Source organism: Parahoeflea alexandrii (assembly GCF_024105735.1).
GTDB classification, from domain to species: domain Bacteria; phylum Pseudomonadota; class Alphaproteobacteria; order Rhizobiales; family Rhizobiaceae; genus Hoeflea; species Hoeflea alexandrii.
Genome location: NZ_JAAAML010000001.1, coordinates 506,889 through 532,326 on the forward strand (window position 1 = coordinate 506,889; position 25,438 = coordinate 532,326).

At 62.5% G+C, this 25,438-nt stretch carries 24 protein-coding genes; 8 read left to right on the forward strand and 16 right to left on the reverse strand.

What is annotated here, in order from left to right:
- On the forward strand, positions 1 to 405 hold the full coding sequence (gene arsC, locus GTW23_RS02245) for an arsenate reductase (glutaredoxin) (RefSeq protein ID WP_252914458.1): 405 nt from the start codon (positions 1 to 3) through the stop codon (positions 403 to 405).
- Positions 402 to 1,118: an arsenical resistance protein ArsH gene (gene arsH, locus GTW23_RS02250; protein WP_252914459.1), complete on the forward strand. Its 717-nt coding sequence runs from the start codon at positions 402 to 404 to the stop codon at positions 1,116 to 1,118. Before arsC ends, arsH begins: the two co-directional genes overlap by 4 nt.
- Before the next feature lie 25 nt (positions 1,119 to 1,143).
- Here arsH and GTW23_RS02255 read toward each other — a convergent pair whose 3' ends face one another.
- A complete protein-coding gene (locus tag GTW23_RS02255) occupies positions 1,144 to 1,680 on the reverse strand; it encodes a peroxiredoxin-like family protein (RefSeq protein ID WP_252914460.1) in 537 nt (178 codons plus the stop codon).
- Positions 1,681 to 1,767: 87 nt separating this feature from the next.
- Between GTW23_RS02255 and GTW23_RS02260 the strand changes: the two genes are divergently transcribed.
- Positions 1,768 to 2,526, forward strand: coding sequence for a helix-turn-helix transcriptional regulator (locus GTW23_RS02260; RefSeq protein ID WP_252914461.1), 759 nt, complete (start codon positions 1,768 to 1,770; stop codon positions 2,524 to 2,526).
- Positions 2,527 to 2,528: 2 nt separating this feature from the next.
- Here the strand turns inward: GTW23_RS02260 and GTW23_RS02265 are convergent, their stop codons facing one another.
- From GTW23_RS02265 to GTW23_RS02280, 4 genes are all read right to left on the reverse strand, one after another.
- Positions 2,529 to 3,416 (reverse strand): YiiX/YebB-like N1pC/P60 family cysteine hydrolase, encoded by an 888-nt coding sequence (locus tag GTW23_RS02265; protein ID WP_252914462.1) that lies wholly within the window; start codon positions 3,414 to 3,416, stop codon positions 2,529 to 2,531.
- A 138-nt stretch (positions 3,417 to 3,554) separates the two neighbouring features.
- On the reverse strand, positions 3,555 to 4,157 hold the full coding sequence (locus GTW23_RS02270) for a DUF2799 domain-containing protein (protein ID WP_252914463.1): 603 nt from the start codon (positions 4,155 to 4,157) through the stop codon (positions 3,555 to 3,557).
- A 190-nt stretch (positions 4,158 to 4,347) separates the two neighbouring features.
- Positions 4,348 to 5,658, reverse strand: coding sequence for an NAD-dependent dihydropyrimidine dehydrogenase subunit PreA (gene preA, locus GTW23_RS02275; protein WP_252914464.1), 1,311 nt, complete (start codon positions 5,656 to 5,658; stop codon positions 4,348 to 4,350).
- Positions 5,659 to 5,674: 16 nt separating this feature from the next.
- Complete coding sequence (locus GTW23_RS02280) at positions 5,675 to 7,024, reverse strand: NAD(P)-dependent oxidoreductase (RefSeq protein WP_252914465.1); 1,350 nt, start codon at positions 7,022 to 7,024, stop codon at positions 5,675 to 5,677.
- A 203-nt stretch (positions 7,025 to 7,227) separates the two neighbouring features.
- Between GTW23_RS02280 and GTW23_RS02285 the strand changes: the two genes are divergently transcribed.
- The 3 genes from GTW23_RS02285 (at position 7,228) to GTW23_RS02295 (ending at position 11,698) form a co-directional block, all read left to right on the forward strand.
- Positions 7,228 to 8,064, forward strand: coding sequence for an alpha/beta hydrolase (locus GTW23_RS02285; RefSeq protein WP_152007646.1), 837 nt, complete (start codon positions 7,228 to 7,230; stop codon positions 8,062 to 8,064).
- 133 nt (positions 8,065 to 8,197) lie between these two features.
- Positions 8,198 to 10,468: a glycoside hydrolase family 9 protein gene (locus GTW23_RS02290; protein ID WP_252914466.1), complete on the forward strand. Its 2,271-nt coding sequence runs from the start codon at positions 8,198 to 8,200 to the stop codon at positions 10,466 to 10,468.
- A 90-nt stretch (positions 10,469 to 10,558) separates the two neighbouring features.
- Positions 10,559 to 11,698 carry a Gfo/Idh/MocA family protein gene (locus GTW23_RS02295; RefSeq protein ID WP_252914467.1) on the forward strand — a complete coding sequence of 380 codons (1,140 nt, stop codon included), beginning with the start codon at positions 10,559 to 10,561 and terminating at the stop codon, positions 11,696 to 11,698.
- 11 nt (positions 11,699 to 11,709) lie between these two features.
- Here the strand turns inward: GTW23_RS02295 and GTW23_RS02300 are convergent, their stop codons facing one another.
- From GTW23_RS02300 to GTW23_RS02310, 3 genes are all read right to left on the reverse strand, one after another.
- Positions 11,710 to 12,780 carry a Gfo/Idh/MocA family protein gene (locus GTW23_RS02300; protein WP_252914468.1) on the reverse strand — a complete coding sequence of 357 codons (1,071 nt, stop codon included), beginning with the start codon at positions 12,778 to 12,780 and terminating at the stop codon, positions 11,710 to 11,712.
- 79 nt (positions 12,781 to 12,859) lie between these two features.
- Positions 12,860 to 13,564, reverse strand: coding sequence for an SDR family oxidoreductase (locus GTW23_RS02305; protein ID WP_252914469.1), 705 nt, complete (start codon positions 13,562 to 13,564; stop codon positions 12,860 to 12,862).
- A gap of 36 nt (positions 13,565 to 13,600) precedes the next feature.
- Positions 13,601 to 14,554, reverse strand: a complete 954-nt coding sequence (locus GTW23_RS02310) for a nucleoside hydrolase (protein WP_252914470.1) — start codon at positions 14,552 to 14,554, stop codon at positions 13,601 to 13,603.
- 363 nt (positions 14,555 to 14,917) lie between these two features.
- Between GTW23_RS02310 and GTW23_RS02315 the strand changes: the two genes are divergently transcribed.
- Positions 14,918 to 15,523: a hypothetical protein gene (locus tag GTW23_RS02315; RefSeq protein WP_252914471.1), complete on the forward strand. Its 606-nt coding sequence runs from the start codon at positions 14,918 to 14,920 to the stop codon at positions 15,521 to 15,523.
- Between the two features lie 77 nt (positions 15,524 to 15,600).
- A complete protein-coding gene (locus GTW23_RS02320; protein ID WP_252914472.1) occupies positions 15,601 to 17,547 on the forward strand; it encodes a methyl-accepting chemotaxis protein in 1,947 nt (648 codons plus the stop codon).
- A 166-nt stretch (positions 17,548 to 17,713) separates the two neighbouring features.
- Here GTW23_RS02320 and GTW23_RS02325 read toward each other — a convergent pair whose 3' ends face one another.
- The 8 genes from GTW23_RS02325 to choX all read right to left on the reverse strand — a co-directional run bounded on the left by GTW23_RS02325 (position 17,714) and on the right by choX (position 25,198).
- Positions 17,714 to 19,954: a heavy metal translocating P-type ATPase gene (locus GTW23_RS02325; RefSeq protein WP_252914473.1), complete on the reverse strand. Its 2,241-nt coding sequence runs from the start codon at positions 19,952 to 19,954 to the stop codon at positions 17,714 to 17,716.
- Positions 19,955 to 19,964: 10 nt separating this feature from the next.
- Positions 19,965 to 20,177, reverse strand: coding sequence for a heavy-metal-associated domain-containing protein (locus tag GTW23_RS02330; RefSeq protein ID WP_252914474.1), 213 nt, complete (start codon positions 20,175 to 20,177; stop codon positions 19,965 to 19,967).
- A 101-nt stretch (positions 20,178 to 20,278) separates the two neighbouring features.
- Positions 20,279 to 20,575 (reverse strand): ArsR/SmtB family transcription factor, encoded by a 297-nt coding sequence (locus tag GTW23_RS02335; RefSeq protein ID WP_152007655.1) that lies wholly within the window; start codon positions 20,573 to 20,575, stop codon positions 20,279 to 20,281.
- A 112-nt stretch (positions 20,576 to 20,687) separates the two neighbouring features.
- Positions 20,688 to 21,434 (reverse strand): HugZ family pyridoxamine 5'-phosphate oxidase, encoded by a 747-nt coding sequence (locus tag GTW23_RS02340; RefSeq protein WP_252914475.1) that lies wholly within the window; start codon positions 21,432 to 21,434, stop codon positions 20,688 to 20,690.
- Positions 21,435 to 21,450: 16 nt separating this feature from the next.
- On the reverse strand, positions 21,451 to 22,212 hold the full coding sequence (locus tag GTW23_RS02345; RefSeq protein WP_152007657.1) for an SDR family NAD(P)-dependent oxidoreductase: 762 nt from the start codon (positions 22,210 to 22,212) through the stop codon (positions 21,451 to 21,453).
- A gap of 76 nt (positions 22,213 to 22,288) precedes the next feature.
- Positions 22,289 to 23,350 carry a choline ABC transporter ATP-binding protein gene (gene choV / locus GTW23_RS02350; RefSeq protein ID WP_252914476.1) on the reverse strand — a complete coding sequence of 354 codons (1,062 nt, stop codon included), beginning with the start codon at positions 23,348 to 23,350 and terminating at the stop codon, positions 22,289 to 22,291.
- Positions 23,347 to 24,201: a choline ABC transporter permease subunit gene (choW, locus tag GTW23_RS02355; RefSeq protein ID WP_152007659.1), complete on the reverse strand. Its 855-nt coding sequence runs from the start codon at positions 24,199 to 24,201 to the stop codon at positions 23,347 to 23,349. Before choW ends, choV begins: the two co-directional genes overlap by 4 nt.
- Positions 24,202 to 24,268: 67 nt before the next feature.
- The gene (gene choX / locus GTW23_RS02360) at positions 24,269 to 25,198 is read right to left on the reverse strand and encodes a choline ABC transporter substrate-binding protein (RefSeq protein ID WP_252914477.1); all 930 of its coding nucleotides are present in this window, start codon (positions 25,196 to 25,198) and stop codon (positions 24,269 to 24,271) included.
- Positions 25,199 to 25,438 lie beyond the last annotated feature (240 nt).

The window sequence follows — 25,438 nt, forward strand, 5'->3', positions numbered from 1 at the left end:
ATGAGCATTGTCATCCACCACAATCCCGGATGCGGGACGTCGCGCAACGTGCTTGAAATCATCAGGGCGTTTGCCGGCGAACCAGTGGTCATCGAATATCTCAAGACCGGCTGGACCCGCGGGCAATTGCAGGCCCTGTTTGCCGCCGCCGGCCTGACCCCGCGTGAGGCGCTGAGGGTGTCGAAGTCTCCGGCGGAGGAGCTGGGATTGACTGATCCGACGGTCAGCGATGAGGTGATCCTGGATGCAATGCTCGAGCATCCGGTTCTGGTCAACCGACCGATCGTCTGCACGCGGAAGGGGGTAGCGCTTTGCCGTCCATCGGAGGCGATCTTTGCGCTTCTCGATGTCGCGCCCGGCGCCACCTACACCAAGGAAGACGGAGAGGTGATCACCGCCCCATGACCAAGGACCTGCCGAACATCGAGCCGGACAGCTTTCAGCGTCCGGACCTGGATACGCTTTCACTGCCGGGCGAGCCCGGCCACCCGCCGCGGGTGCTGATGCTCTACGGGTCGCTCAGGGGGCGATCCTATTCACGGTTCCTCACACTGGAAGCCAAGCGCGTGCTCGAAGCACTCGGCGCGGAGGTCAAAGTGTTTGATCCCGCCGGGTTGCCTCTCGTCTCCGACGAGGCGGAAGGCCATCCCAAGGTCCTGGAACTGCGCGAGCTGTCGCTGTGGTCGGAAGCCCAGGTCTGGTGTTCGCCGGAGCGGCACGGTGCGATGACCGGGGTGATGAAAACGCAGATCGACTGGTTGCCACTGGCGCCGATCGGCGGCGTGCGGCCAACGCAGGGGCGGACTTTGGCGCTGATGCAGGTCAGCGGCGGATCGCAGAGCTTTAACACGCTCAACCAGATGCGGGTTCTGGGCCGCTGGATGCGGATGATCACCATCCCGAACCAGTCATCGGTGCCTAAGGCGTTCGCGGAATTCGACGAGGAAGGGCGGATGAAACCGTCGCCGTTCTACAACCGCATGGTCGATGTCATGGAGGAACTGATGAAGTTCACCCTGCTGACGCGCGGACGGTCGGAATATCTCGTCGACCGCTACTCCGAGCGCGTGGAAAGCGCCGAGGCGCTCTCCCTGCGGGTCAACCAGCGCTCGATCTAGCGCCGTCATTCATCCCTGGACGGGATTATACCGCGCCGGTGTATTCGCCGCGCGCCGGATAATCGTTCTTGATGGCGAAATCGAGTGCGCCGACCAGTTCCGAGAAATGCGGCCGGACGAACGGCATGGTCTGCACGGAGCCGTAGTACAGCGTCTGCTGCGGGGTGACCATGAACAGGCCGGGTTCGGAGAACAACGCAGGCTCCTCGATGCCGATCGAAGTCTTGCCGCGCGAAGTGGAAATGTAGAGCCCCCATTCCCGCGCCTTGGCCAAGGGCAGGTCGTAGCCGAACCGGAGCGTGTCGGCACCAATCTTCTCAGCCATCTGGCGGGTGCGTTCCTCGCCGTCGGAACTGATGGCGATGGTGGCCACGCCGCGCTCGGCAAAATCTGCAACCCGTTTCTGAAACTCGGTGAGGTAGGTGGCGCAGATCGGGCAGTGCAGCCCGCGGTAAAAGCAGATCACCGTGCCACGATCCGACGTGTCGGTCGTCAGGTCGAATTCGCCGTGATCGAGCGTCGGGAGTTTAAGATCCGGGGTTTTCTGGCGGGGAAGCAGCATGGGTAAAGCCTTTCACATCGGGGTTGTGATTTCAGCATAGCGGAAATAAAGTCAGAAAAATCCGATTAAACTGACTGAAACGCCGACATGAGCCAAATGGACAGACTGACAACGCTGATGGAGCGCTTCACGCTGGAAGTGAAGCCCGTGGCCCTGGCCGCGGCAACGATGGTGGTAACCGGCCGCGAAGACGGCACTCCCGGTGTTGTCTGGTTTGGTGGTGCCGGCGTCGGGGCTGACCTTGACCCGGACACGGTCCTGTTCGCTGCCGCCGTCGCGTGGGGCGGAGCGTCAAATCCGCTTCTGTCGGCACTGCCCGACAGGATCTGCTTTGACCTCTCCGCGGATGCGGAAGCGTTCAGTCTCGTCCGGCTGATGCACTCGGAACTCGCGGCGGCGCGCTGTGGGTCCGCTTCGGTCGTCAACCGGCTTGGCGAAGTCATGGTCGTTCGGCTGCTGCGGGCGCAAATCGAAGCGGGCTCGACACGGCCGGGACTGCTCTCGGGGCTTTCGGATGCAAGGTTGAACCGGGCGATCGTCGCCATTCACGGCAATCCCGGACGGGACTGGCGCAATGACGATCTCGCGGTCATCGCGGGGCTCTCGCTCAGCCGTTTCGCCGAGACCTTTGTTGCGGTGGTCAGCGAAACACCGGCGGCCTATCTCAGGCGCTGGCGGCTGACGCTGGCCCGGCAGGACCTACAGAAGGGAGACCGGGTCGAGGCTGTCGCGCGGCGCTACGGCTACCGGTCCCCGGAGGGTTTTGCCAGGGCCTTCCGGCAGCACTACGGGCAGAAACCACTGGCGATGCGCGGCATCGCGGGCGAGCAGCGGGCCACAGTCTAACGCTAGCGATCGGCCCAATGGCTGCCGATGTCGTTTGCCAGTTCACCGATCGAGCCCTGCTTCCAGTTGGAGCGGTCGGCTTTGACATATCCGACAAAGGCCAGGGTGCCGCCGCGCCTGCGGATGGCTGAAACGGCGACACTGTCGGGCATGATGGTCCGGACGCCGTAGATTTCCATGATCGGCAGGTCGAGCTGCGGCATGGTCCTGTGGATGAGTTCGGTGCAGAAGGTGCAGTCGGGGGAATCGACGTCGAACAGGAAGTCGAACTTCATCCCCATGGCCGCGAAGAAATCGACCGCTGTCCTGCGGCGCCGCTCAATATTGGCAATTCGCGGCCTCAGGACTGCGACCGCATCGGTATTGAGGACGATGGAGGGTCTCGACAGATGCACGCCCTCGGCATCTGCCTCGATGAAGACTTGACCGGCGCGGATCTTCGCATGGTGCGGTTCAACTTCCGGCGCAGACCAGATGCCAAGGTACCGCAGTTCCTGTTCGGTGCCGAGATAGATCGCGGCATGGCCGAAGAGTCCCGGAATCATCTGGCCCGAGCGTTTTCCCTTGGAACTGACCAGAACGATGTCGAGCGGCTGCAGGACGTCCATGACCGCTTCCTGCGCGGCCTGCTTCGACCTGAGATAGCCGCTGCGCCAGGACACATGGCTCAACACGGTGCCGAGCGCCGGGGCGACGGTGCGCGCCATGTCCACATACCAGCGCGGATAGTCCTCCATGCTGGTGCAGCAGGCCTGAAGGCTTGCCCTGGCGGGTTTCACACCTTTGTCGGTAGTCCCGATTCCCGTGCATCCCTGCAGCAGTGATCCAAGGATGAGAAGCAGTGCCAGGGTGATCCGGCGAACCGTCGGCAGAGTGTCAGTGTTACGCATACGCAGACCCGGTAATCATGTGTTTCGTGCAGCGCCGCAACGACGTGCCGAGCAGTTGGGGTTCCGGTCAGCCGGCAGGCGCCATCGCGCGGAGCGAAAACCCATGTGAAAGAGAATACGGAGACAAGGCGGCAGGTCCTAGCCTTGCGAGAACGGTACCACGCGGTAACGGAAATCCTCCATGTCGTCCTCGATGCGGCGCAGATCGGATTCCATCCGGCCGATGTCGCGATCGAGATCCCGGATGGTGCGGCGGTTGTCATCTATCCGCCGTTCCACCGCGCGGCGGTCCTCGGTGCCGGCAGTCAACAGTTTCTCATCGTCGCGGATGGATTGCTCAAGGCTGCGGATGCGCGATTCCCGACTGGAGATCTCGCGCTTCTTCTCATGGTGCAGACGTCCGAGTTCGTAGCCTTCGCGGAAGCCTGTCTCGAGATTGACGGGGCAGACATTGGCGTAGGTCTTGCCCTGGCTGCCGACACTCAAGCCGTTGAGCGGTGTGCAGTAGCGGGGCAGGCCCTGCTGATAACCCTGATACCAGGCGGTCTGGTCGGCAGCGACACCGGCTCTGGTGCAGGCCTTGACGTGCCGCGCAAAGCGATCCTGCGGATTATAGCCGGCGGCACCATCCTGTTCGCCGATCACGCGCCAGTCGGCAACCGCACATTCCTCCTTGGACATGGTCTGGCATGAGGCCAGCACCAGACAGGCAAGAAGAGCAAGTACAGAATACAGTCTCATGATTATCCCCAAGGCAGTAGACAGTCCCTGGAACTTTGTTAGCAACTGGCTGACTTCCAGACAACCAATCAGGTGGTTTTATCACCTGCCCCGACGTCGAGCGGCCGGATGCACCGGCATTACTTCACAAAAAAGACCGGCCGTTGTTCGCGGCCGGTCTGCATTTCGTGAGCAACTGGAATGGCAGGCGCTATTCGGCTGCCTGCTTTGCCATCGGGTTGTTGGGGTGTGTGGTCCAGTTGGCATAATCATTGTTGATCGACTGGCCGGTCCGCGGGTCCGATCCCTCGGTCATCTGCACCATGGTGATGCAATCATCGACAGGGCAGACATTGACGCAGAGATTGCAGCCGACGCACTCGTCGTCCATCACCTCGAAATGCCGGACGCCATCGACCATCGAGGTAATCGCTTGGTGCGAGGTGTCCTCGCAGGCGATGTGGCAGCGGCCGCACTTGATGCACAGGTCCTGGTCGATCTTCGCCTTGGTGATGTAGTTGAGGTTGAGATACTGCCAGTCGGTGACATTCGGTACCGCGCGGCCCTGGAAGTCGGCAATGGTCTCATAGCCCTTCTCGTCCATCCAGTCGGACAGGCCCTGGGCCATTTCCTGGACAATCTTGAAGCCGTAGGTCATCGCTGCGGTGCAGACCTGAACCGTGCCGCAACCCAGCGCGATGAACTCCGCCGCATCACGCCATGTCTGGACGCCGCCAATGCCTGAGATCGGCAGGCCGCGGGTTTCGGCGTCACGGGCAATCTCGGCCACCATGTTGAGGGCGATCGGCTTGACCGCAGGACCGCAATAACCGCCATGCGAGCCCTTGCCGTCGATCGTCGGCATCGGCGCGAAATTGTCGAGATCGACCGAAACGATGGAGGAGATGGTGTTGATCAGCGATACCGCGTCGGCACCACCTGCCTTTGCAGCGCGCGCCGGATAGCGGATGTCGGTGATGTTGGGCGTCAGCTTCACGATCACCGGCATTTTCGAATATTGCTTGCACCATTCGGCGACCATCTGGATGTATTCGGGCACCTGGCCGACGGCCGCACCCATGCCGCGTTCGCTCATACCGTGCGGACAGCCGAAATTGAGCTCGATGCCGTCGGCGCCGGTGTCCTCGACGCGCGGAAGAATGGCCTTCCAGCTTGCCTCCTCGCACGGCACCATGATCGACACGATCATCGCCCGGTCGGGCCAGCGCTTCTTGACTTCCCTGATCTCGCGCAGATTGATCTCGAGATCGCGGTCGGTGATCAGCTCGATGTTGTTGAGACCTAGCAGACGGCGATCCGGTCCCCAGATCGCGCCGTAGCGCGGGCCGTTGACATTGACGACCGGCGGGCCGGCTTCTCCGAGCGTCTTCCAGACGACGCCGCCCCAGCCGGCTTCAAAGGCGCGCTCGACATTGTAGGCCTTGTCGGTCGGCGGCGCAGAAGCCAGCCAGAAAGGGTTGGGTGATTTGATACCGAGAAAATTGGTGGAAAGGTCAGCCATGATATCTTTTCCTTCCTCAAGCCATCAGGGCTTTGTGAATGCTTTCAGCGGCGATCTTGCCGTCTTCGACGGAGACCACGGTGAGATCTTCGCCTCCGGCGACACAGTCGCCGCCGGCCCAGATCTTCTGATGCGAGGTCCGCCGGTTTTCATCGACGCTGATGCGGCCTTTCTCGAGGGTGATCGAAACGCCTGCAAGGGGGCCGGCATCCGGGGTCTGGCCGATGGCCTTGAAGACCTGGTCGGCCTGGATGGTGACGGTCTCGCCGGTGCCGGCAAGCTTGCCTGATGCATCGAGCGCAGTCTTTTCCAGCGTGATCGCCGAGACAGCGCCGTCCAAAACCTCAAGGCTTTTCGGCATCAGCCAGTGGCGGATGGCGATACCGTGGGTCTGGGCCAGTTCCTGCTCGTAGAGCGAGGCATTCATGTGCTCCTGGCCGCGGCGGTAGGTCACGGTAACCTCTTCGGCGCCCAGCAGCTTGGCCTGCATGGCGGCATCGATCGCGGTCATGCCGCCGCCGATGACAACGACCCTGCGGCCGACCTCGAGCAGTGAAAGATCATCTGCCTGACGCAGGACACCGATGAAATCGACGGCGTCGATCACGCCGGCCGCGTCGTCGCCGTCAACGCCGAGCGCATTGACGCCGGGCAATCCCACGCCGAGAAACACCGCGTCGAAATCCGCGGTCAGCTGCTCGAGCGTGACATCGCGGCCGAGCGCCTTGCCATTCTCGATGGTGATGCCGCCGATCTGGAGGATGAAGTCGACCTCGTCCTGGGCAAAGTCATTGGTGGTCTTGTAGGAGGCGATGCCGTACTCGTTGAGGCCGCCGGCTTTCTCTCGGGCCTCGTAGACGGTGACGTCGTGGCCGAGTGTTGCCAACCGGTGCGCGCAGGACAGGCCCGCGGGGCCGGCGCCGATGACGGCGATCTTCCTGCCGGTCGGGGTTGCCCGGGTGAAGGGATGGGACTGTTCGCGTTCCATGAAGGTATCGGTCGCGTAGCGCTGCAGCAGACCGATCTTGACCGGCTTGCCTTCAGCGGTCTCGCGCACGCAGACCTCTTCGCAAAGGGTTTCGGTCGGGCAGACCCGGGCGCACATGCCGCCCATGATGTTCTGCTCGAAGATGGTCTTTGCGGAGCCGACCGGATTGCCGGCCTGGATCTTGCGGATGAACATCGGAATGTCGATGGACGTCGGGCAGGCGGTCATGCACGGCGCATCGTAACAGAAATAGCATCTGTCGGCTTCCACGAGCGCCTCGTGCGGCGTCAATGGAGGATGGATGTCGGAAAAATTGTCGACATATTCGGCGCTGGAAAGCCGGTTCGCCTTCACATCGCTCGTCTCGGACACAGTCATCAGAACCCCTCTCGTTGCGAGAACCTCGTCTGCGGTCTTTTTTGGGCAACTCACCGGTGCCCTTGCCGCCGCAGTTTTGAAAGAATGAAACGGTTTTATCAAAAGGTCAAATTTTTTATCAATTGATCAAAATTTGACTTTTACTGTCAACATTGCGCTTCGGCTGAAGCCCGGTAAATATGCTGAGAACCAAGGAGCCTGAAGTGACTGATTACCCAATTACGGACTACGACGATGCCTATGCGAATGGAGCCCATATCCCCGGTGCAGCTGATTTTCCACCTCGTTGGACGGCGATGGCGGAGAGCTTTCGGGACGAATTGAAAAATGCGGGGAGGGCGCGACTGGATCTCGCCTACGGGCCGGCTTCGCGCAATCGTTTCGACCTGTTTCTGCCTGAAGGCACGCCCAAGGGCCTGGCGGTGTTTGTCCATGGCGGCTACTGGAAAGCGTTTGACAAGTCGGTCTGGTCGCATCTGGCCTCGGGGCCGCTGGCGCATGGGTATGCGGTGGCGATGCCGAGCTATACGCTCTGCCCGGACAACAGCATTTCCGGGATTGCCAGGGAAATTGCCGCGGCCATCGGTGCAGCGGCACAGGAGGTGACCGGCCCGATCCGGCTTACCGGCCATTCCGCCGGCGGCCAGCTTGTGACCCGGATGATCAGCGGAACCCCCTTGCTGCCAGCGGAAGTCCTCAGCCGCATCGTTGGAGTCACCTCGATCTCCGGCGTTCACGATCTGCGTCCGCTGATGCGCACCGAGATGAACGACATCCTGAATACCGATGCGGCCGAAGCACAAACGGAAAGCCCGGTGCTGCTCGCTCCGCTGGCGCCGATCCCGGTGATGGCCTGGGTGGGGGCCGACGAGCGGCCGGAATTCGTCCGGCAGAACCGGGCGCTTTACGAAATGTGGCGCGGGTTCGAGACCCCGATGCAGATCTGCGAAGAAGCCGGCAAGCACCATTTCGACGTGATTGACGGGCTCTCCGATCCGGAGCATCCGCTCTGCCGTGCCTTTCTCGGACTGGAGGGCTGAAAGCATGGAAAGTCGGGGGAGGGAGCGCAATTAAGCCTTTGTTCACGGCAACACCCTAATTTTGTTGCAAGAGCTTAGCCATGGCGGCCATCAGGGCAGCCACATTTTCCGATCAAAAAATCCGGAAACAGCGATGACGCACCTCAGGGCCATGACGGGCCTCCTTGCTTTGCTGGCGGTCCCCGCCATTCCCGCACATGCTGCAGCCGATGAAATGCTGCCTGATCCGGCCTTTGGCCAATCGACGCTTGCCGGCGAATGGTGGGCCACTCCGAACATCAAGGCCGAGTACCGGCCCGGTTCGCTGTGCGGTCAGGTGGCCGGCGGGGCAGCCCAGCCCTGGGATGCGATCCTCGGGTTCAACGGGCTCAGCCTGACAAAGGGCGAGCGGTACCGTCTGTCGATCACGGTGTCGGGCGATCCGGGCGGGCCGATGCGCGCGCTGGCGCAGAAGGCCGAGGAACCGTGGACCGCGGAAGGCGAGATCACGCGCAGCGTGCGCGTTGGCCAGCAGACGCTGAGCGAAGACTTCACCGCTGCCGAGAGCCATGCAAGCGCCCAGCTGGTCTTTCAGCTCGGTGGGTCGGATACGCCGTGGCGGTTCTGTCTGCACGTGGCCTCGCTGCAGTCCGGCCAGGAGCCGGAGGCCGACACAGCTTCGGGCGCGCTGTCTGCGATCCGCGTCAACCAGTTCGCCTATTTCCCTGACGGCCCCAAGCACGCCACCCTGGTGCGCAAGGACAAGGCGCGGGTCGAATGGCGCATGACTGCCGCCTCTGGCGAGACCGTCGCATCCGGGTTCAGCAGGCCCGAAGGCCGCAATCCCTCCTCGGGCCTTGATGTGCACATCATCGATTTCAGCGGCATGAGGACCCCTGGCGACGGCTACCGGCTGGTGGTCGGTGACGACGTCAGCCCGCCGTTCTCGGTTTCGGATACGGCCTATGGCCAGCTGCGCCGCGATGCGCTCGGCTATTTCTACAAGGTGCGCAGCGGCATCGAAATCCGCGAGGAACTGGCCGGGCAGGGCTATGGCCGTCCGGCGGGGCACCTGGGCAAGGCGCCCAACCGGGGCGACACGTCGGTCGGTTGCGTCGACACCCGCACGGCGCGCAAGGTCTACGGCGAGGCGTGGAGCTGCGGCTACAAGCTCAATGTCGCCGGCGGCTGGTATGACGCAGGCGACTTCGGCAAATATGTGGTCAATGGCGGCATTGCCGCAGCGCAGCTGCTCGGGACCTATGAGCGGGCGCTTCATCACAGCCGTGCCTCGTCCCCGGCGCTTGCGGACGGGCTGGCCCTCATACCCGAAGCGGGAAACGGTGTTCCGGACATCCTCGATGAGGTGCGCTGGGAGCTTGATTTCCTGCTGTCGATGACGGTTCCCGAGGGCGAGCCTCAGGCGGGCATGGCGCATCACAAGGTGCACGGCAACCGCTGGACGGTGGGGCCGGTCCTGCCGCACCGCGACCGCGAGCTCCGGGTGTTGCACCGGCCATCGACAGCCGCCACTCTCAACCTGGCGGCCGCTGCGGCACAAGGGGCGCGGCTGTTTGCCGGATTTGATCGCCCATACGCGGAAACACTGCTTGCCGCCGCGGTTCGCGCCTACCGCGCCGCGGAAGCAAATCCGGCGTTGTATGCGCCCTACACCGACGGCAGCTTTGGTGGTGGCGATTACCAGGATGACGATGTCTCCGACGAATTCTACTGGGCCGCCGTGGAGCTGTACCTGAGCACCGGCGATCCGGTCTGGCTCGAGCGCGCCAAGGCGTCGCCCCACTGGTCGGGGCCGCTGTTCCAGGAGCACGGCTTCGACTGGCGTTCGGTGGCCGCTCTTGCGCGCCTGCAGCTTGCGTCGGTGCCCTCCGCGCTGCCGAAGCGGGATCTCAAGGCGGTCCAGGTTTCCGTCCGGGACGCGGCGGAAGCCTACATGAGGGACCAGCGCAAGGAAGCCTTCGGCTTTATGTACGCTCCCGAGCGATTTGGCTGGGGCTCGAACCAGTCGGTGATCCAGAACATGATTGTTGTCGCCACGGCCTATGACATCACCGGCGACCGGCGCTACCTGCAGGCGGTGCGCGAAAGCATGGATTACATTCTCGGGCGCAACGCGCTGGGGATTTCCTACGTGACCGGCTACGGCACGCTCTATGCCCAGCGGCAGTATTCCAACATGTTTGCCGCCTCCGTCGATCCATCCTACCCGGCTGTTCCGAAGGGAGCGCTGGCGGGCGGACCCAACAGCGGGCTCGCCGATGACTATGCCATCCGCAAACTCTCCGGATGTGCGCCACAGGCCTGCTATGTCGATGATTCACGGTCGTTTTCAACCAACGAAATCGCCATCAACTGGAATGCGCCGCTGGCCTGGATCGCATCCTTTCTGGCCGATGCACCATGAGCTTTGCAGTTTCGACAGAAATGAAGGCAACCGCATCTTAACGCGGCCTTGCTAGCCTGGTGGCGACAGCAGGCCGGGACCTGGGGACCCATGACCAAGATTGCACTTGTCGGCGCCGGCTTCGTCGCTGACTACTACATGACGACGCTTGCCAACCATCCCGAGCTCGGCCTTGCCGGGGTCTGGGATCACGATGCGCCGCGGCTTGCCGAATTCTGCCGTTTTCACGATGTCAGGGCTTACGGTTCGCTGGACGAATGCCTGCGCGATGGCGAGACTGCGATCATCGTCAATCTGACCACACCCGAAAGCCATTTCGCGCTGAACTGCGCGGCGCTGAATGCGGGCAAGCATGTCTATTGCGAAAAACCGCTGGGCATGACGTTCGAGGAAGCCCGCGAAGTTATCGAGCTTGCCGAGCGCCTGGGGTTGACGGTCTGCGGCGCTCCGGCCAACGGGCTTTCCGATGCACAGCAGCTTGTCGCGGGCCTGATTGCCGACGGGCGCATCGGTCAGCCACGGCTGGCCTATGCGGAGATGGAAGACGGGCCGGTGTTCAAGGACAACTGGACGGAGTGGCGCTCGCTGTCTGGGGCAAAATGGCCGGGTCTGCACGAGTTCGAAGTCGGCTGCACGCTCGAACACGCGGGCTATGGCCTGTCCTGGCTGGTGTCGCTGTTCGGCGCCGTCGAGGAAGGCCAGGCCTTCTCGGCATTGACATTCCCGGACAAGGGGCCGGGAGCCGCGGGCATCGCGATGGCCCCGGATTTCGCCGTTGGGTGCCTGTCGTTTCGCTCCGGCGTGACCGCGCGCCTGACCTGCGGCCTTGCGGCACCGCGCGACCGGTCGCTGACCATTGTCGGCGAGCAGGGGACCATCGTGGTCCGGGACCTGTGGGATGACCGCTCGCCGGTGCATCTCAGCCGCTTTGACGAAAAACGGCCACTGCTGCAAAGGCTTGCGGGCAGGTTCGAACGCAAACGCGGACGGGTGTTGCCGTTGCGGCTGACCCATGGGCGCCCTGTTGCCTATCCGGCTCCGGCAAGGGCGGGCAAGCTTGCCTCGTTTCCCTCGCAGATCGATTTTGCCCGGGGCATTGCCGCCATGGCGGCGGATCTTGCGAACGGGCAGGTGCCGTTCTTTTCAGGCCGACGAGCCCTGCACCTGACGGAACTGGCGCTGACACTGAACGAAGGTGCGGGTCACTTCAGGCCGCGCTCCGATTTCTAGCGGCCTTGAAATCAGGCAGCGGTGTCTTGCGCCGCTGGGGGCTTGGCCAACACGGCGTCGATGACGCGCAGCGCGGCAATGGCGTCCTCGAGGCGGTTGTCGGGTTCCTCGCCGAGGCCCTGGCGGATGGCGCTGGACGCGGCTTCGATTTCGAACTGCAGACCTGAGCCTTGAAAGCCGTGAACATGCCGCTCCACGCCCGGCAGCGGCAAGCGGGTGAAGATTTTGCGGCGCAGCTTTTCAGGCAAGCTGTTGCCGCCGGGTTCAAGCAGATCAGCGAGACGGCGCGAGGGGTAGACCGTAAAGCGTTCTGCCTTGATGAAGGGAGCGGCGATCACCACCACGCCCTTGTCGCCCTCGATGAGGAGCCGGTTCGAGCCCTGTCGGTTAAAACCGCAGCGGATCTCGGCTGTAACGCCTGAAAAACGCATGTGCAGGGTTGAAGCGATGTCGACACCCGAAGGTGCAGCCCGCCACGAGGATTCGACGCTGAGGGGGTCGCCGAGAAGATACCGTGCCAGTGAGATCGCGTAGATCCCCAGGTCGTGAAGCGCGCCGCCGCCCTGGGACTTGTCGAAGAAGCGGCTTTCGGGATCGTAGTCGTGCTTCCAGGCCAGATCCGCTTCGAGCTTGCGGATGGTGCCGATCCGGCCATCGCGCAAGGCTCTGCGCAGATTGGTGGTGGCTGGAAGGTAGCGGCTCCACAAGGCCTCCATGACGAAGCTTCCGGCAGCCCGGGCCGCCTTCTCGATCTCCAGGGCTTCGCCGAGGCTGGCGGTCAGGGGTTTTTCGACCAGGACCGGGATGCCCGCCGCAATGCATTCGAGCGTCTGGGCGAGATGGACCGCGTTCGGGGTGGCGATGTAGACCGCATCGATTTCGCCCGAACTGATCATCGATTGCAGGGAGCCGAATGAAGCCACGCCGGAATGACGAACGGCGAATTGCCGTGCCTTCGCCAGATCGCGCGAGCAGACGGCGGACAAGGTTGCCCCCCTGGCAAAGCCGATGTCGGAGGCGAATTGCGTGGCAATTGTTCCGGTGCCGGCAATGCCCCAGCGGATGGTCGTGTTCTCGGTCATGCCCGCTTATAGGCCAAGGCTGGTGAAAACCGGGTAAAGGCCGGATCCGACTGGCGATGCAGTCGGCCAAACCCGGCGATCACCAGGGCAGCGGATCGCCCCGGTAATCGAAGAAACCGCCGGTGTCGGCAGCCGTCAGGCGATCGAGGACGCTCAGAAGGCGGGCGGCAGCGTCTGCCGGTTGCTGCACGCTCAGCCCGGACTTGGCGAAATCGGACGACAATCCGGTATCGACCGTGCCGGGATGCAGCGCCACGCAGACGGCTTCGGGTCTGCGCCGCGCCAGCTCGATCGCGGCGGTGTGGACCAGCTGGTTGAGTGCCGCCTTGGAGGCGCGGTAGCTGTACCAGCCGCCGAGCTGGTTGTCGCCGATCGAGCCGACCTTGGCGGAAAGGCTTGCAAACACCGATTTTCCCTGCCTGGGCAGCAGCGGCAGGAAGTGCTTCATCAGCAGCGCCGGCCCAATTGTGTTGACCGCGAAGGCATGCGCCAGATGATCGGGCGTGACGGCGCTCAGCGCCTTTTCCGGAGACAGCCCGTCATCATGCAGGAAACCGGTGGCGTCGAACACCAGCCGAAGTTCGGATTGCCTTGCCTTGATGGTGTTCGCCGCCTGGAGGATGCTCTGCTCATCAAGCAGATCAAGTCCGGGCTCGGACCTGCGGGAAAAGCCAACCACTTCGGTAAAGGCGCCGCTGTGGCGCAGGGCGTCGGCAACCGCAGCACCGATACCTCCGGTGCTGCCAATGACCACAGCCAGACCATCGCTTTTCAAACTGTCCAAATCGCTGCTCCTCTGGCGCAGCCGACCGGAACGGATTCAGCCGGCGTGGCGCGTCATCACCATCATGTAGTCGGCCATGAACATTTCCGGGTCCGTGTCGACCATCACCATATGGTTCGGTCGTCCGTCAAAGCAACGGGCGCGGCTTTGGGTGCCGGCGGGCTGGAACAGGGTCTGGCCAATGGCGGGGCCTTCGGTGATGACGGCGAGCGCGCCCTTTTGCAGCCGGAAGGCGCCGGGAACCGTCAGCCAGGACAGGGCCATGACATCATGCGGCACACAGCCGCCGATACCCAGGTGCGACCGGTAGAACCGCGCATAGAATTCGGCCATGGCTGCGAGCGGTTTTCCCAGTGTCGGGTTTTCCCTTGCCAGGGCCTGCATGAAATCGGGCGTGAACACCACCGGCATGGTGCAGTCAAGCGGGGCAAGGACCAGCGGCCAGGATGCCGCCAGAACGGCATCGGCCGCGTCCGGGTCATTCCAGAAGTTGGCTTCGGCCATGGGCGTGACATTGCCCTTGCGATGCACGGCACCACCCATCACGATAACGGACTTGACGCGCGATACTACGCCCGGATCACGCTCGAGCAGCCGGGCGAGGTTGGTCAGGGGTCCGACGGCGCAGATCGAGATCTCGCCCGGATGTCGTTTGGTTGCCTCTATGATGTAATCGACGGCATCAAGGGCATGCTTGCTGCGGCTGGAGGCCGGGATCTCAACCTCGCCAAAGCCGTTGCGGCCGTGCACCAGATAGCTTGGTTCATTGGCAGGCATGGTAACCGGTGCGTGCTCCCCTTCCGCCACGTCGGCTGCAACACCCCAGTGGTCGAGCAGGGCCAGGGCGTTGCGGGTCGCCTCGTGGGTCCGGACATTGCCGAAAATGGTGGTCAGCGCCACAAGCTCAAGGTCGGGGTGGGCCACGGCGTAGGCAATCGCCATGGCATCGTCGATGCCTGGATCTGTATCGATTATGATCTTGTGCTTCATGGAAAGTCCTTCTCGCATGCGCCTTCCATTGGCATGGTGTGCGCGCCGCGACAAGTGTGGTCGTCTGCAAGGTAAGGCCGGTGCAAGATTGGGTGGTCATTTTCGCCAGCGACCGGCGGCATGGCAGGGATTCCCTGCCGTCGCTTGACGGGCGTTATTCTCGCCGGATAACGCCCGTCTATCTGTCGGTCCGGATGCGTTGTCCCCATGAGCGGTCGCGTGTCTGCCGGGTTGCCCGCGATTTCACAGCTGCGGATCACGAAGCCGGCCATGTTTGTCTTTTCATGAATCTCTAATAAAAAAATTAGTGCTTAACCATGTTTTAAAGGAGTTGGTCCAGAAGTTGTACAAAAGGAGACAATCATGGGCTTTTCGAGAAGTATACTTGCCGCAGCCGCCATTTGTGCGCTGATCTCGCCCGCATCCGCGGAACCCGCCAAACCAGATATAAACAGCCTCATTACCGCTTCAGTGGTGGACGAGATGCGCAGCTGGATCGAGACGGATATCGTGCGAATTTCGATCGGTGCGCAGAATGAGCGTCTCAAGAAGCTTCCGCAGGACCAGATTGACGCTCTTGATACCCAATGGCGCGAAGAGCGCGAGAGCGATGACAAGCCGCTGATCGCCGCCACGCTTTCCAATCCACTGTCGGTGTACCTCACCCGGCTGCAGGGACAATCGCTTGGTTTGTATGCCGAAATCTTCGTCATGGACCACAACGGCCTGAATGTCGGTCAGAGCTCGATCACGGGTGACTTCTGGCAGGGTGACGAGGCCAAGTTCCAGAAAACCTATGACGTGTCCAGTGATGCGTTGTTCATCGATGAACCTGAGTGGGATGACGAGAACAAGATCTGGCGCGGCCAGGTCAGCTTCACCATCACCGACAACGGCGAATCCATCGGGGCCGTGACAATGGAAGTCAATTTGACAGAACTCCAGCGGCGTGTCGCCGCCGGCGCGTGATCAAGCACGGGTACGAAGCGTCATCGCCTTCCTGACACTTCAAGCCGCGCCACCTCAGACCCAACAGGACGTTTAACATGCTCAAGAACATCTCCGTCAGCACGAAGGGATTTGCGGCTTTCGCCATCCTTGCGTTCATCGCGATCGGCGCTTCCAGCCTGATCTACATGCGGGCCCTGACCGCGAACGAGCTTGTTAAGCACAGCCAGACAATGGGTGAGTTGCTGGCGGAAACGGCGGGCCTCAACACGCAGGTGAACAAGGCCAATCTCCACGTGAAGAATTTCCTGCTCACCGGCAACCGCGAATTCGTCAGTGCGTTCGAGGACACCAGTGCTGCGATCGACGCCCAGTTTAACAAGCTCGACGGACTTTACGCCGAGCATGCCAGCAGTGAAACGGCGGTGCTCGGCGAAGCCGCCGCGGTGTTCGACCAGTGGCGAACCACTGTCGTCGACCGGCAGATCCTGCTGATGCGGGACCCGATGACGGTTGAACTGGCGCGGGTGCTGGAACTGACTGGAGAAGGCTCGAAGCTTCTGGGCGAGTTTGGTGCAAAGGTCGGCGGATTGCTGAGCACCGTCCAGCAGAAGAGCGCCGTTGCCTCCAGCGAACAGGCCTCGGCGCTTACAGCTGTCGAGTTCATCAGCCTCGCGGCCTCGATCTTCGTGGCCTTGATGGCCGCCGGCATGGGGTTCATGAACTTCCAGCTGGTGTCGCGTCCGCTGGGCCGTCTTGCCGACGCCACGGCGAAGCTCGCCAACGGTGATCTAGATGTAGAGATCGAAAAGGGCGGCAAGGATGAGATCGGCAAGATGGCGGAAGCCATGCAGGTCTTCCGCGAAGCCGGTATTGCCAACCAGCGTTTGCAGTCGGAAGCCGAAGCAAACCGCAAGCAGGCCGAGGCCGACCGCATCGCAGCGCAGGAACGCGCCGAGGCCGATGCCGCCGCGCGCCTGAAAGTCGCGACGTCCGGTCTGGCAACCGGTTTGCAGAGACTTGCTGCAGGCGACCTTTCCTTCCAGCTCGAAGAGGCATTCGCACCGGACTTCGAAGCGCTGCGCCACGACTTCAACCAGTCGGTCAAGCAGTTGAGCACGACGATGGCATCCATCACCGACAGCGTGTCGATGATGGAAACCGGAACGCGCGAAATCGCCAACGGCACTGACGACCTGTCCAAGCGTACCGAACGCCAGGCCGCAGCACTCGAGGAAACCGCGGCTGCCGTCGAGGAAATCACCGCCAATGTGGTCAACTCGACCAAGCGCACCGAAGAGGCCCGCGGTGTTGCCTCGCAGGCCAATTCCTCGGCCAACCAGTCTTCCGAAGTGGTCGGTCAGGCAGAAGACGCAATGCGCCGGATCGAGGAAAGCTCGAAGCAGATTTCCAACATCATCGGGGTCATCGACGAGATTGCGTTCCAGACCAACCTTCTTGCGTTGAACGCCGGTGTCGAGGCCGCACGTGCCGGTGAAGCCGGCAAGGGTTTTGCCGTCGTCGCCCAGGAAGTGCGGGAACTGGCGCAACGCTCGGCCAACGCGGCCAAGGAGATCAAGGAACTCATCCAGAACTCCTCTACCGAGGTTTCCAGCGGTGTCGACCTGGTGCGCCGGGCAAGCGAGGCGCTCCGAACCATCGGCGGCTTCATTACAGACATGAACACGCACATGGACGCGATCGCGATATCGGCGAAGGAGCAGTCGACCGGACTGTCCGAGGTCAACCAGGCGGTCAACTCGATGGACCAGACCACCCAGCAGAACGCCGCGATGGTGGAACAGTCCAACGCCGCATCGTCGGAACTGGCGGCCGAGGCTGGAAAACTTCGCGAGCTGATTTCCCAGTTCAAGATCGACGGATCGGCGAGCGCCCAGTCCGCAGCCCTGCATCAGACAGCCAGGATGATGGCGCACACATCCCAGCCTCAAGCGCGTCAGCCTGCTGCAGCCAGCCCGGCCCGTCCCCAGATGCGCAGCCAGGGCAATGCCGCGGTGGCACAGGACGAGTGGGAAGAGTTCTGATCAAGACCCACAGCATCAGCTAGCAAGCATAAAAAGACCCGCCTTCCAGGAGGCGGGTCTTTTGCTGTTTATCCCATGACTGGCCTTGCTCGGAATATCAGTGTGATTGCCTGGCGTTGGTCGCGGAATTGCCGCGTCCTGCAAAATCAAGCCGAGAACCGGGCGCTCAGTTGTCTGTAAAGCCCGGCCGCCAGCGTGCCATCAGGGCCGAATTCGTGACGACGCTGACCGAAGAGAAGGCCATCGCCGCCCCGGCGAATACGGGCGGCAGGATTCCAAATGCCGCCAGCGGGATTCCGATCAGATTGTAGACAAAGGCCCAGCCGAGATTCTGCCTGATGGTGCGCCGGGTCCTGGCAGCCACATCGAGGGCCGCGGGCACCAGGCGCAGGTCCGGACGCATCAGGGTGATGGCGGCGGCCTCGCGGGCGGCGTCCGATCCGCTGGCCATGGCTATTCCGAGATCGGCTGCGGCAAGCGCCGGTGCGTCGTTCAGGCCATCTCCGACAAATGCCACATGCCCGCCGGTGCTGCTGGCGAGTTCGCGGATGACATCGAGTTTTTCAGCGGGCAGCAGACCGGCGCGGACATCGCTCACTCCGGCCTCAGCGGCAATAGCCCGGGCTGTGGCCTGATTGTCGCCGGTCAGCATGACGCTGGCCAGACCCCGCGATGATAGTTCCGCCAGAGCCTCTCGGGTCTGCGGCCGGATCCTGTCAGCCAGGCGGATCACGCCGACGAGCCGGTCGCCGGAAGAGACCCAGGCGAGGGTTCCTGCCTGGTCCTGCCCCAAGGTTTTGCCGGCGCTGCCTGTCTTGATGCCCGCTTCGGAGAGGTAACGTTCGGAGCCAACCCGGACGAGCCGGCCGTCAACGGTGCCTTCCAGCCCGTGGCCGGGCACAGCGCGGATGTTGTCTGCCTGGGAAATGACGACCCCTTGCTGTCCGGCATGGCTCAGGATGGCGCGGCCGAGCGGGTGCTCGCTGCCGGTCTCCACCGATGCGGCAAGCTCCAGCAGTTCCGCCTCGCTTGCGCCCTCTGCAGGACTGAGCCCGGCCACTTCGGGGGTGCCCATGGTCAGGGTTCCGGTCTTGTCGAAGGCGACCAGGCGGATATCGGTGGCGCGCTCGAGTGTCTCGATATCCCTGATGAGAATGCCCGCCCGGGCAGCGGCGCCGGTGCCGGCAACCAGTGCAGTCGGCGTGGCGAGGCCGAGCGCGCAGGGGCAGGCAATGACCAGCACGGCCACGGCCGCCACCATGGCGGCTTCAAAACCCGCACCCGCAAGCATCCAGCCGGCAAGGGTGATCAGGGCGATGATAAGAATGACGGGCACGAAGACCGCCGAGATCCGGTCAACGAGTTTCTGCACGGGAGCGTGGCCGGTCTGGGCTTCCTCAACGAGGCGGGTCATCCGGGCAAGACGGGTGTCGGATCCCACCGCGCGGACCTCCACTTCGAGTACGCCCTCGCTGTTCGTGGTTCCGGTGATGACCGGGTCTCCCGGTCCGCGCGAGACAGGCATGCTTTCGCCGGTGACCATGGCTTCATCGAGAGAGGAATGACCGGTCAGGATGACGCCATCGGCGGCCACCCTCATCCCGGGTTTGATCACGATGACATCGCCGGCGGCGAGGCGCTCGACCGGAATCGTGCTGATCGATCCGCCGGGGGTCCTGAGATCTGCAGTGTCGGGCTGCAACCGGCCAAGCGCGCGCAATGCGCCGGCAGCGCCTGACTTGGCCCGGGCTTCGAGATACTTGCCCAGCATGATGAGGGTCAGAACGACGGCTGCCGCCTCAAAGTGAAGATGCGAGGCCATCGTATCGCCATGGCCCGCGTGCGGATCGGCCCAAGTGCCGGCCATCACCCACAGCGACCAGAGATAGGCCGCACCGGTTCCAAGGCTTACCAGCACGGCCATGTTGGCGGACCCGCCGCGCAGGGCGCCAAAGGCCTCACGCCAGAACCGGCTTCCGGATATGGCCATCACGCCTGTTGCAAGCACTGCCTGCCAGGCGGGAGAGATCCAGGCCTCGCCAAGCCCTGTCATCATCGGCAACATGCCGATCACGATGGGCAGTGTCAGCAGGGCGGAGGTGACCAGACGCAGCAATGTCTGTCGTTCATCGGCACGCCGCAGCGCTGCCTGGGCCTCGTCGGCATCGCGGTGCGCGGTGAAATCATCCCTGCGCAGCACGGCGCCGAACCCGGCCCGGCCGATGGCGTCAGCGAGGCTGGAAGGATCGAGGTCGCGGCCTTCGATATCGGCGCGTTCGAGGGCCAGATTGACGCGAGCCCCGGAAACCCCCGGCTGGCGGCTCAAGACCTTCTCAACCCGGGCAGAACAGCTTGCGCAGGTCATGCCGGTAATGTCGAAGGTCAGATGGTCAGGCTTGGCGGTCACCCGGCCGGTCTCAGCCTGCCACACCGGTCACATCGAACCCGCAATCCTCGATCACGCCCCTGAGCGTTTCGGCAAGCTCCGGCCGCGCAATGTCAGCCGTGAGTTTTCCACTCTCCAGATCGACGGAGAGGTTGGAAACACCGTCCACTGACGCCGCCGCCTTTTTGACGGACCCGACACATCCGTCGCAGTGCATGCCGTCGATCTGTAGTGAGATAGTCATGAGGGAGATCCTTTCCCGCCTCATATGGGGCGCGGCATGCAGGATCGTCAAGCGCCGTCCGCAACGAACGGCGCACCGACTCCGGGATCAGACTCGTGAGCTCAGTTGCAATAGATTCTGGTCAGTGTCCTGAGCATCTGCAGGACCGGCTCCGAATTGATCGAGTAGTAGACCGCCTGCGCCTCGCGACGGGTCTTGACCAGCTGCCGGGTGCGCAATTTCGCCAGGTGCTGGGAAAGAGCGGACTGGCTCAGGTCGACCTTCTCTGCAAGCGTACCAACCTGCATCTCGCCATTGGCCAGATTGCAAAGGATCATCATCCGCTTCTGATTGCCCATTGCCGCCAGAAGGTCGGCTGCTTCTTCGGAGTAGGTTTCCAAACGGTGCGTATCAATCATGGCTATCTCTAATCCCTCCGCTCAAGACGGTCTCAATAAATTCTGCAAATGCTCAAAAAAGTTCGACAACCATACTTCAACCATAAAATGGTTAATGTACACCCCTATTTTTTCATAGCGTACGCGAGAGTTCGGCAAGCTTGAAGCGCAAGCTTGATGCGTCTGTGAGCGGAACGTCATACTCGACCCGCAAAAGCTCGTCACCGAGGGTGAGATCCAGCCCCGCACAATCGATTCCACACACTTTCCACCCGGGTTTTTTCGATTTTCCGTGAATTCTGGCATAGGAATCAACGGCGTCGGGATGATCGTCATTCATGTGGGAAATGGCGTCGGATTCGATCCCGGCGACCCCCTCGACTGCCGGTGATGCGATCAAAAGGTCGGAAGCGTCGAGGTGGAAGGCCCTGCCGAAGCCGCCATTGAGGCTGGCTGATTCGGGCACCATCCTGAAAAAGCTGAAATCGGGAAAGTCCGCGTAGAGAGCGGCCTTGGGGTGCCTGGCAATGAACCGTGCGCGCAGGCGTCCATGGGCGGGATCCTCGCGGGCGAGCCGTTCGGCGCGGGTTCGAACGGTGATCCGCGGATGGGCGAGGGGATCGCCTTTTTTCGGTTCCCCGAACAGCAGGGATGCGCGCGGATCTGCCGTCAGTGCGCCGGTGTGCACCGATAGCGCAGAGACCAGTATCACCGGAACGCCATCGATGTCGGTGCCGGTCAGAACCCGGCTGGCGAAGGGAAATCCGGTTTCCGGTTCGAGGACGCCGATGGCGCCGAACCGAGCCCCCCGGACAAGGCGACGCGCCAGGCGGCGCGCCTCCTCGTCCGTGTCACGAATGGTTTTGACGGGCTCCTTCATCGCCACCGGATTTCCTTTACTTGGGTGCCATCCGGATTGCGCCGTCGAGGCGGATCGTCTCGCCGTTGAGCATGGCGTTGTCGATGATGTGCATGGCGAGGCTGGCATATTCCTCGGGCTGTCCCAGGCGGGACGGGAACGGCACCGAGGCGCCCAGGCTGTCCTGGACTTCCTGCGGCATGCCGAGCAGCATCGGGGTGGCGAAGATACCCGGCGCGATGGTCATGATGCGGATGCCGAAGCGGGCCAGTTCGCGTGCGATCGGCAGGGCCATGGCATGGACGCCACCCTTGGAGGCGGAATAGGCAGCCTGGCCGATCTGGCCGTCGAAGGCTGCAACGGAAGCGGTCGAGATGACCACGCCGCGTTCGCCATCAGCCAGCGGCTCGAGCTTGGAAGCACGGTCTGCGAACAGCCGCAGCATGTTGAAGCTGCCGACGAGGTTGACCTCGACGACCTTGCGAAACAGGTCAAGATCATGCGGGCCGTCGCGTCCGGCGACCCGGACAGCGGGCGCAATCCCGGCGCAATTGATCAGGATGCGGGCTTCGCCGTGGGCTTCGGCAGCTTCGGCGAGTGCCGCTTCTGCAGCCGCCGCGTTGGAAACGTCGCAGGCGATCGCCTTGCCACCGATCTCGGCGGCCACTTTTTCAGCCTGTGCGAGATTGACGTCGAGCAGCGAGACCTTTGCCCCGGCCTTTGCCAGTGCCCGCGCGGTTGCCGCACCAAGCCCCGATCCTCCACCTGTCACGATGGCGGCTTTGCCCTTCACTTCCATACTCTGGTCTCCTTGACTTGACTGATGTGATGTATCCGTGTCGCCTTGTCCGTGGAACCTCGTCCGGGTCAGGCGGTCAACGCCGATGCCGGGTCAAGCCGCGGATGATGTCGTCGGCAGTGATGGACCCTGTCACGACGCCCTTGTCAATCACGCCGATGGTCCCATCGCGCCTTGCGAGTGCATCCATGACGTCAGACAGCGGGGTATCGGGAGTGACCGATGCGGACAGCGGCGATTGGCCGCGCGTGCCGTCGGGCTTGCCGGCTGCCATGACATCGCGGGCGGTAAGCATCGCAATCGGGTTCATGTTGGCGACGAAATCGGCAACATATTTGTTGACGGGCGAATTGACGATCTCGCGCGGCGTGCCGCACTGGATGATGCGGCCGCCTTCCATGATGGCAATGCGGTTGCCAAGCTTCATGGCCTCGTCGAGGTCATGGCTGACAAAGATGATGGTCTTGCCGAGACGCGACTGCAGCTCAAGCAGCTCATCCTGCAGCCGGCTGCGGATCAGCGGGTCGAGAGCAGAGAACGGCTCGTCCATCAACAGGATCGGCGCACCGGTGGCAAAGGCGCGGGCGAGGCCGACGCGCTGCTGCATGCCGCCGGAGAGCTCGGCGACCATGCGGTCGGCCCAGTCGGAAAGCCCGACCAGCGCCAGTTGTGCGGTCACGCGCACGTCGCGCTCGGATTTGGCGATGCCGGCGATCTCGAGGCCGAAGCCGACATTGTCGGCGACCGAGCGCCACGGCAGCAGGCCGAATTGCTGGAACACCATGGATACGGTGTCCATCCGCAATTGCTTGAGCTGCCTGTCGTCGCAGGCGCCGACGTCAAAAGTCTCCTCGCCGCAGTGAACGGTCAGTTTGCCGCGGCTGATCGGATTGAGCCGGTTGACGGCGCGCAGAAGCGTGGACTTTCCGGATCCCGAAAGCCCCATCAGCACCAGGATCTCGCCCTCGTTGATGTCGACGCTGCAATCATGCACGCCAAGCACGTCGCCGGTCACTTCCTGGATCTCGGTACGCGACTTGCCGGCATCGGCAAGCGCCAGGCTCTCGACGGTGTTGTCACCGAAGATGATGGAAACATTCTCAATGCGGACCGAGCCGCGCGCAGCATCGATACTCATGATGTGGCTCCGATGCGTACCCGGCAGATGCGGTCGAGGATGATGGCGAGAATGACGATGGCGATGCCGGCTTCAAGACCGAGCGGAATGTTGACGGTGTTGAGCGCCCGCACCACCGGCTTGCCCAGTCCGTTGGCGCCGATCAGCGCGGCGATGACAACCATCGACAGTGACAGCATGATGCATTGCGTCAGACCTGCCATGATGGTCGGCAGGGCGGCGGGCAATTCGACCTTCCTGAGAAGCTGCTGCTTCGATGCGCCGAAGGCGAGGCCCGCCTCGACCATAGGCTTGGGGACGGACGTGATGCCGAGATAGGTCAGCCGGATCGGCGCCGGCGAGGCAAAGATGATGGTCACCAGCAGGCCGGGTGCCAGGCCGAGGCCGAACAGGATCAGAACCGGGATGAGATAGACGAATGTGGGCATCGTCTGCATCAGGTCGAGGATCGGCTGGACATAGGTGTAAAGCCGCGGACGGTGCGCCAGCCAGATACCGATCGGCACGCCGATGAGCATCGACATGAAGGCGGCGGAAATCACCAGAACCAGGGTTTCGACGGTTTCCTTCCAAAGGCCCTGGTTGATGATGAAGACCAGCCCGAGCACGATCCCGAGCGCCAGTCTCCATGACTTCTGGATGCGCCAGCCGATCAGAGCGATTGCCAGGACGAGTACCAACGGTGGCAGCCAAAGCAGGCCGTCGATCATTGAATCAAGAAAGAACTTCAGGGAGTCGGCGATGGCATCAAAGACAAATTCGAAATTGTCGGTGAGGAAGTTGAAGAAGCTCCTGCCCCATTTCCCGACCGGGATTTTCCACGCGGTGATGAAGTCCGCCATTCCGTCCATGTCCTGTCCCCCGACATAAGTCACGGCCCGGGACCGCGCGCGGCAGTCCCGGGCCGTGATAGCAGTCTTACATGCCCAGCTTTGCCGCGACAGCCGCAGCGGCATCACCACCATCGAAGGTGGTCACGCCGTCGAGCCATGGCGTGACCGCATCGGGATTTGCCTTGAGCCAGGCGAGACCCGCATCATTGGCATCCTCACCCTTGAGGATGGCATCCATGATCTGGTTTTCCATGGATAGCGAGAAGGTCAGATTCTTGACCAGCTTGCCGACATTCGGGCACTCCTCGATGAAGCCGGCGCGCACATTGGTGTGGACGGTGGCCGCTCCGAAGCCTGAATCCCCCATGCCGTCAAGATAGGTGATGGACATCTCGCCCATGATCGGATGTGGCGTCCAGCCGAGAAATGCGATCCATTCCTCGTTCTTCAGCGCCTTCTCTGCCTGGGACAGCATGCCGGCTTCAGAGCTTTCGACCAGCTCGAAACCATCGAGGCCATTGGCCGGATCGTCGATCATTTCGAGAACGATGCGGTTGCCGTCATTGCCTGGCTCGATGCCGTAGATCTTGCCGTCGAACTTGTCCTTGAACTTGCCGATGTCGGTCAGGCTCTTGACCCCGCCCTCGGCGGCATAGGTCGGGACGACGAGGCCGTAGCCGGCACCCTCAAGGTTCTGGGCAACGGTTTCAACGGAACCGTCGTCAAGGAAAGGCTGCACATCGGCGGCCATCGAGGGCATCCAGTTGCCAAGGAAGACGTCCATGTCCTTGTTCTTCAGCGACTGGTAGGTCACAGGCACGCTAAGCACCTGAACTTCCTGGGTATATCCCAGGGCGTCAAGCACGACGCCGGCGACGGCGGTGGTGGCCTGGATGTCGGTCCAGCCGACATCCGCGAAACGAACATTCTTGCAGGATTCGGCGTCAGAGGCCTGAACGGTCGCAGTTCCGGCCAGCAGAATTGCGGCGAATGACAGTGTCAGTGTTTTTTTCATGATATCTTTCTCCGGTGTTCCCAGCGCAGAAACAACCACTTATGGACCGGGAACTCAAGCCGCAATGGCTTCAAATCTTTGAGGACTGGGCAAAAGGGCTGTTGAAAGCGGCGCTTGAGGGGTGGAAATCGGTCGCGCCGACCGGCAAGAGATTGGAGCCCCGGTGGCCAGCCTTCAGCCTGGCGGTTCCGGGCCTCGAACCGGTGCGCTTCGGGTGTCGGGAACGTTTTTCGGGAGTCC

Coding starts and splice junctions, on each gene's coding strand:
- GTW23_RS02335 (WP_152007655.1), bottom strand. CDS start 20,575: ATGATTGATACGCACCGTTTGGAAACCTACTCCGAAGAAGCAGCCGAC.
- GTW23_RS02290 (WP_252914466.1), top strand. CDS start 8,198: ATGACGCACCTCAGGGCCATGACGGGCCTCCTTGCTTTGCTGGCGGTC.
- GTW23_RS02260 (WP_252914461.1), top strand. CDS start 1,768: ATGAGCCAAATGGACAGACTGACAACGCTGATGGAGCGCTTCACGCTG.
- arsH (WP_252914459.1), top strand. CDS start 402: ATGACCAAGGACCTGCCGAACATCGAGCCGGACAGCTTTCAGCGTCCG.
- GTW23_RS02340 (WP_252914475.1), bottom strand. CDS start 21,434: ATGAAGGAGCCCGTCAAAACCATTCGTGACACGGACGAGGAGGCGCGC.
- arsC (WP_252914458.1), top strand. CDS start 1: ATGAGCATTGTCATCCACCACAATCCCGGATGCGGGACGTCGCGCAAC.
- GTW23_RS02265 (WP_252914462.1), bottom strand. CDS start 3,416: ATGCGTAACACTGACACTCTGCCGACGGTTCGCCGGATCACCCTGGCA.
- choW (WP_152007659.1), bottom strand. CDS start 24,201: ATGGACGGAATGGCGGACTTCATCACCGCGTGGAAAATCCCGGTCGGG.
- GTW23_RS02295 (WP_252914467.1), top strand. CDS start 10,559: ATGACCAAGATTGCACTTGTCGGCGCCGGCTTCGTCGCTGACTACTAC.
- GTW23_RS02280 (WP_252914465.1), bottom strand. CDS start 7,024: ATGACTGTGTCCGAGACGAGCGATGTGAAGGCGAACCGGCTTTCCAGC.
- GTW23_RS02345 (WP_152007657.1), bottom strand. CDS start 22,212: ATGGAAGTGAAGGGCAAAGCCGCCATCGTGACAGGTGGAGGATCGGGG.
- GTW23_RS02315 (WP_252914471.1), top strand. CDS start 14,918: ATGGGCTTTTCGAGAAGTATACTTGCCGCAGCCGCCATTTGTGCGCTG.
- GTW23_RS02300 (WP_252914468.1), bottom strand. CDS start 12,780: ATGACCGAGAACACGACCATCCGCTGGGGCATTGCCGGCACCGGAACA.
- preA (WP_252914464.1), bottom strand. CDS start 5,658: ATGGCTGACCTTTCCACCAATTTTCTCGGTATCAAATCACCCAACCCT.
- choV (WP_252914476.1), bottom strand. CDS start 23,350: ATGAGTATCGATGCTGCGCGCGGCTCGGTCCGCATTGAGAATGTTTCC.
- GTW23_RS02255 (WP_252914460.1), bottom strand. CDS start 1,680: ATGCTGCTTCCCCGCCAGAAAACCCCGGATCTTAAACTCCCGACGCTC.
- GTW23_RS02330 (WP_252914474.1), bottom strand. CDS start 20,177: ATGACTATCTCACTACAGATCGACGGCATGCACTGCGACGGATGTGTC.
- GTW23_RS02310 (WP_252914470.1), bottom strand. CDS start 14,554: ATGAAGCACAAGATCATAATCGATACAGATCCAGGCATCGACGATGCC.
- choX (WP_252914477.1), bottom strand. CDS start 25,198: ATGAAAAAAACACTGACACTGTCATTCGCCGCAATTCTGCTGGCCGGA.
- GTW23_RS02270 (WP_252914463.1), bottom strand. CDS start 4,157: ATGAGACTGTATTCTGTACTTGCTCTTCTTGCCTGTCTGGTGCTGGCC.
- GTW23_RS02320 (WP_252914472.1), top strand. CDS start 15,601: ATGCTCAAGAACATCTCCGTCAGCACGAAGGGATTTGCGGCTTTCGCC.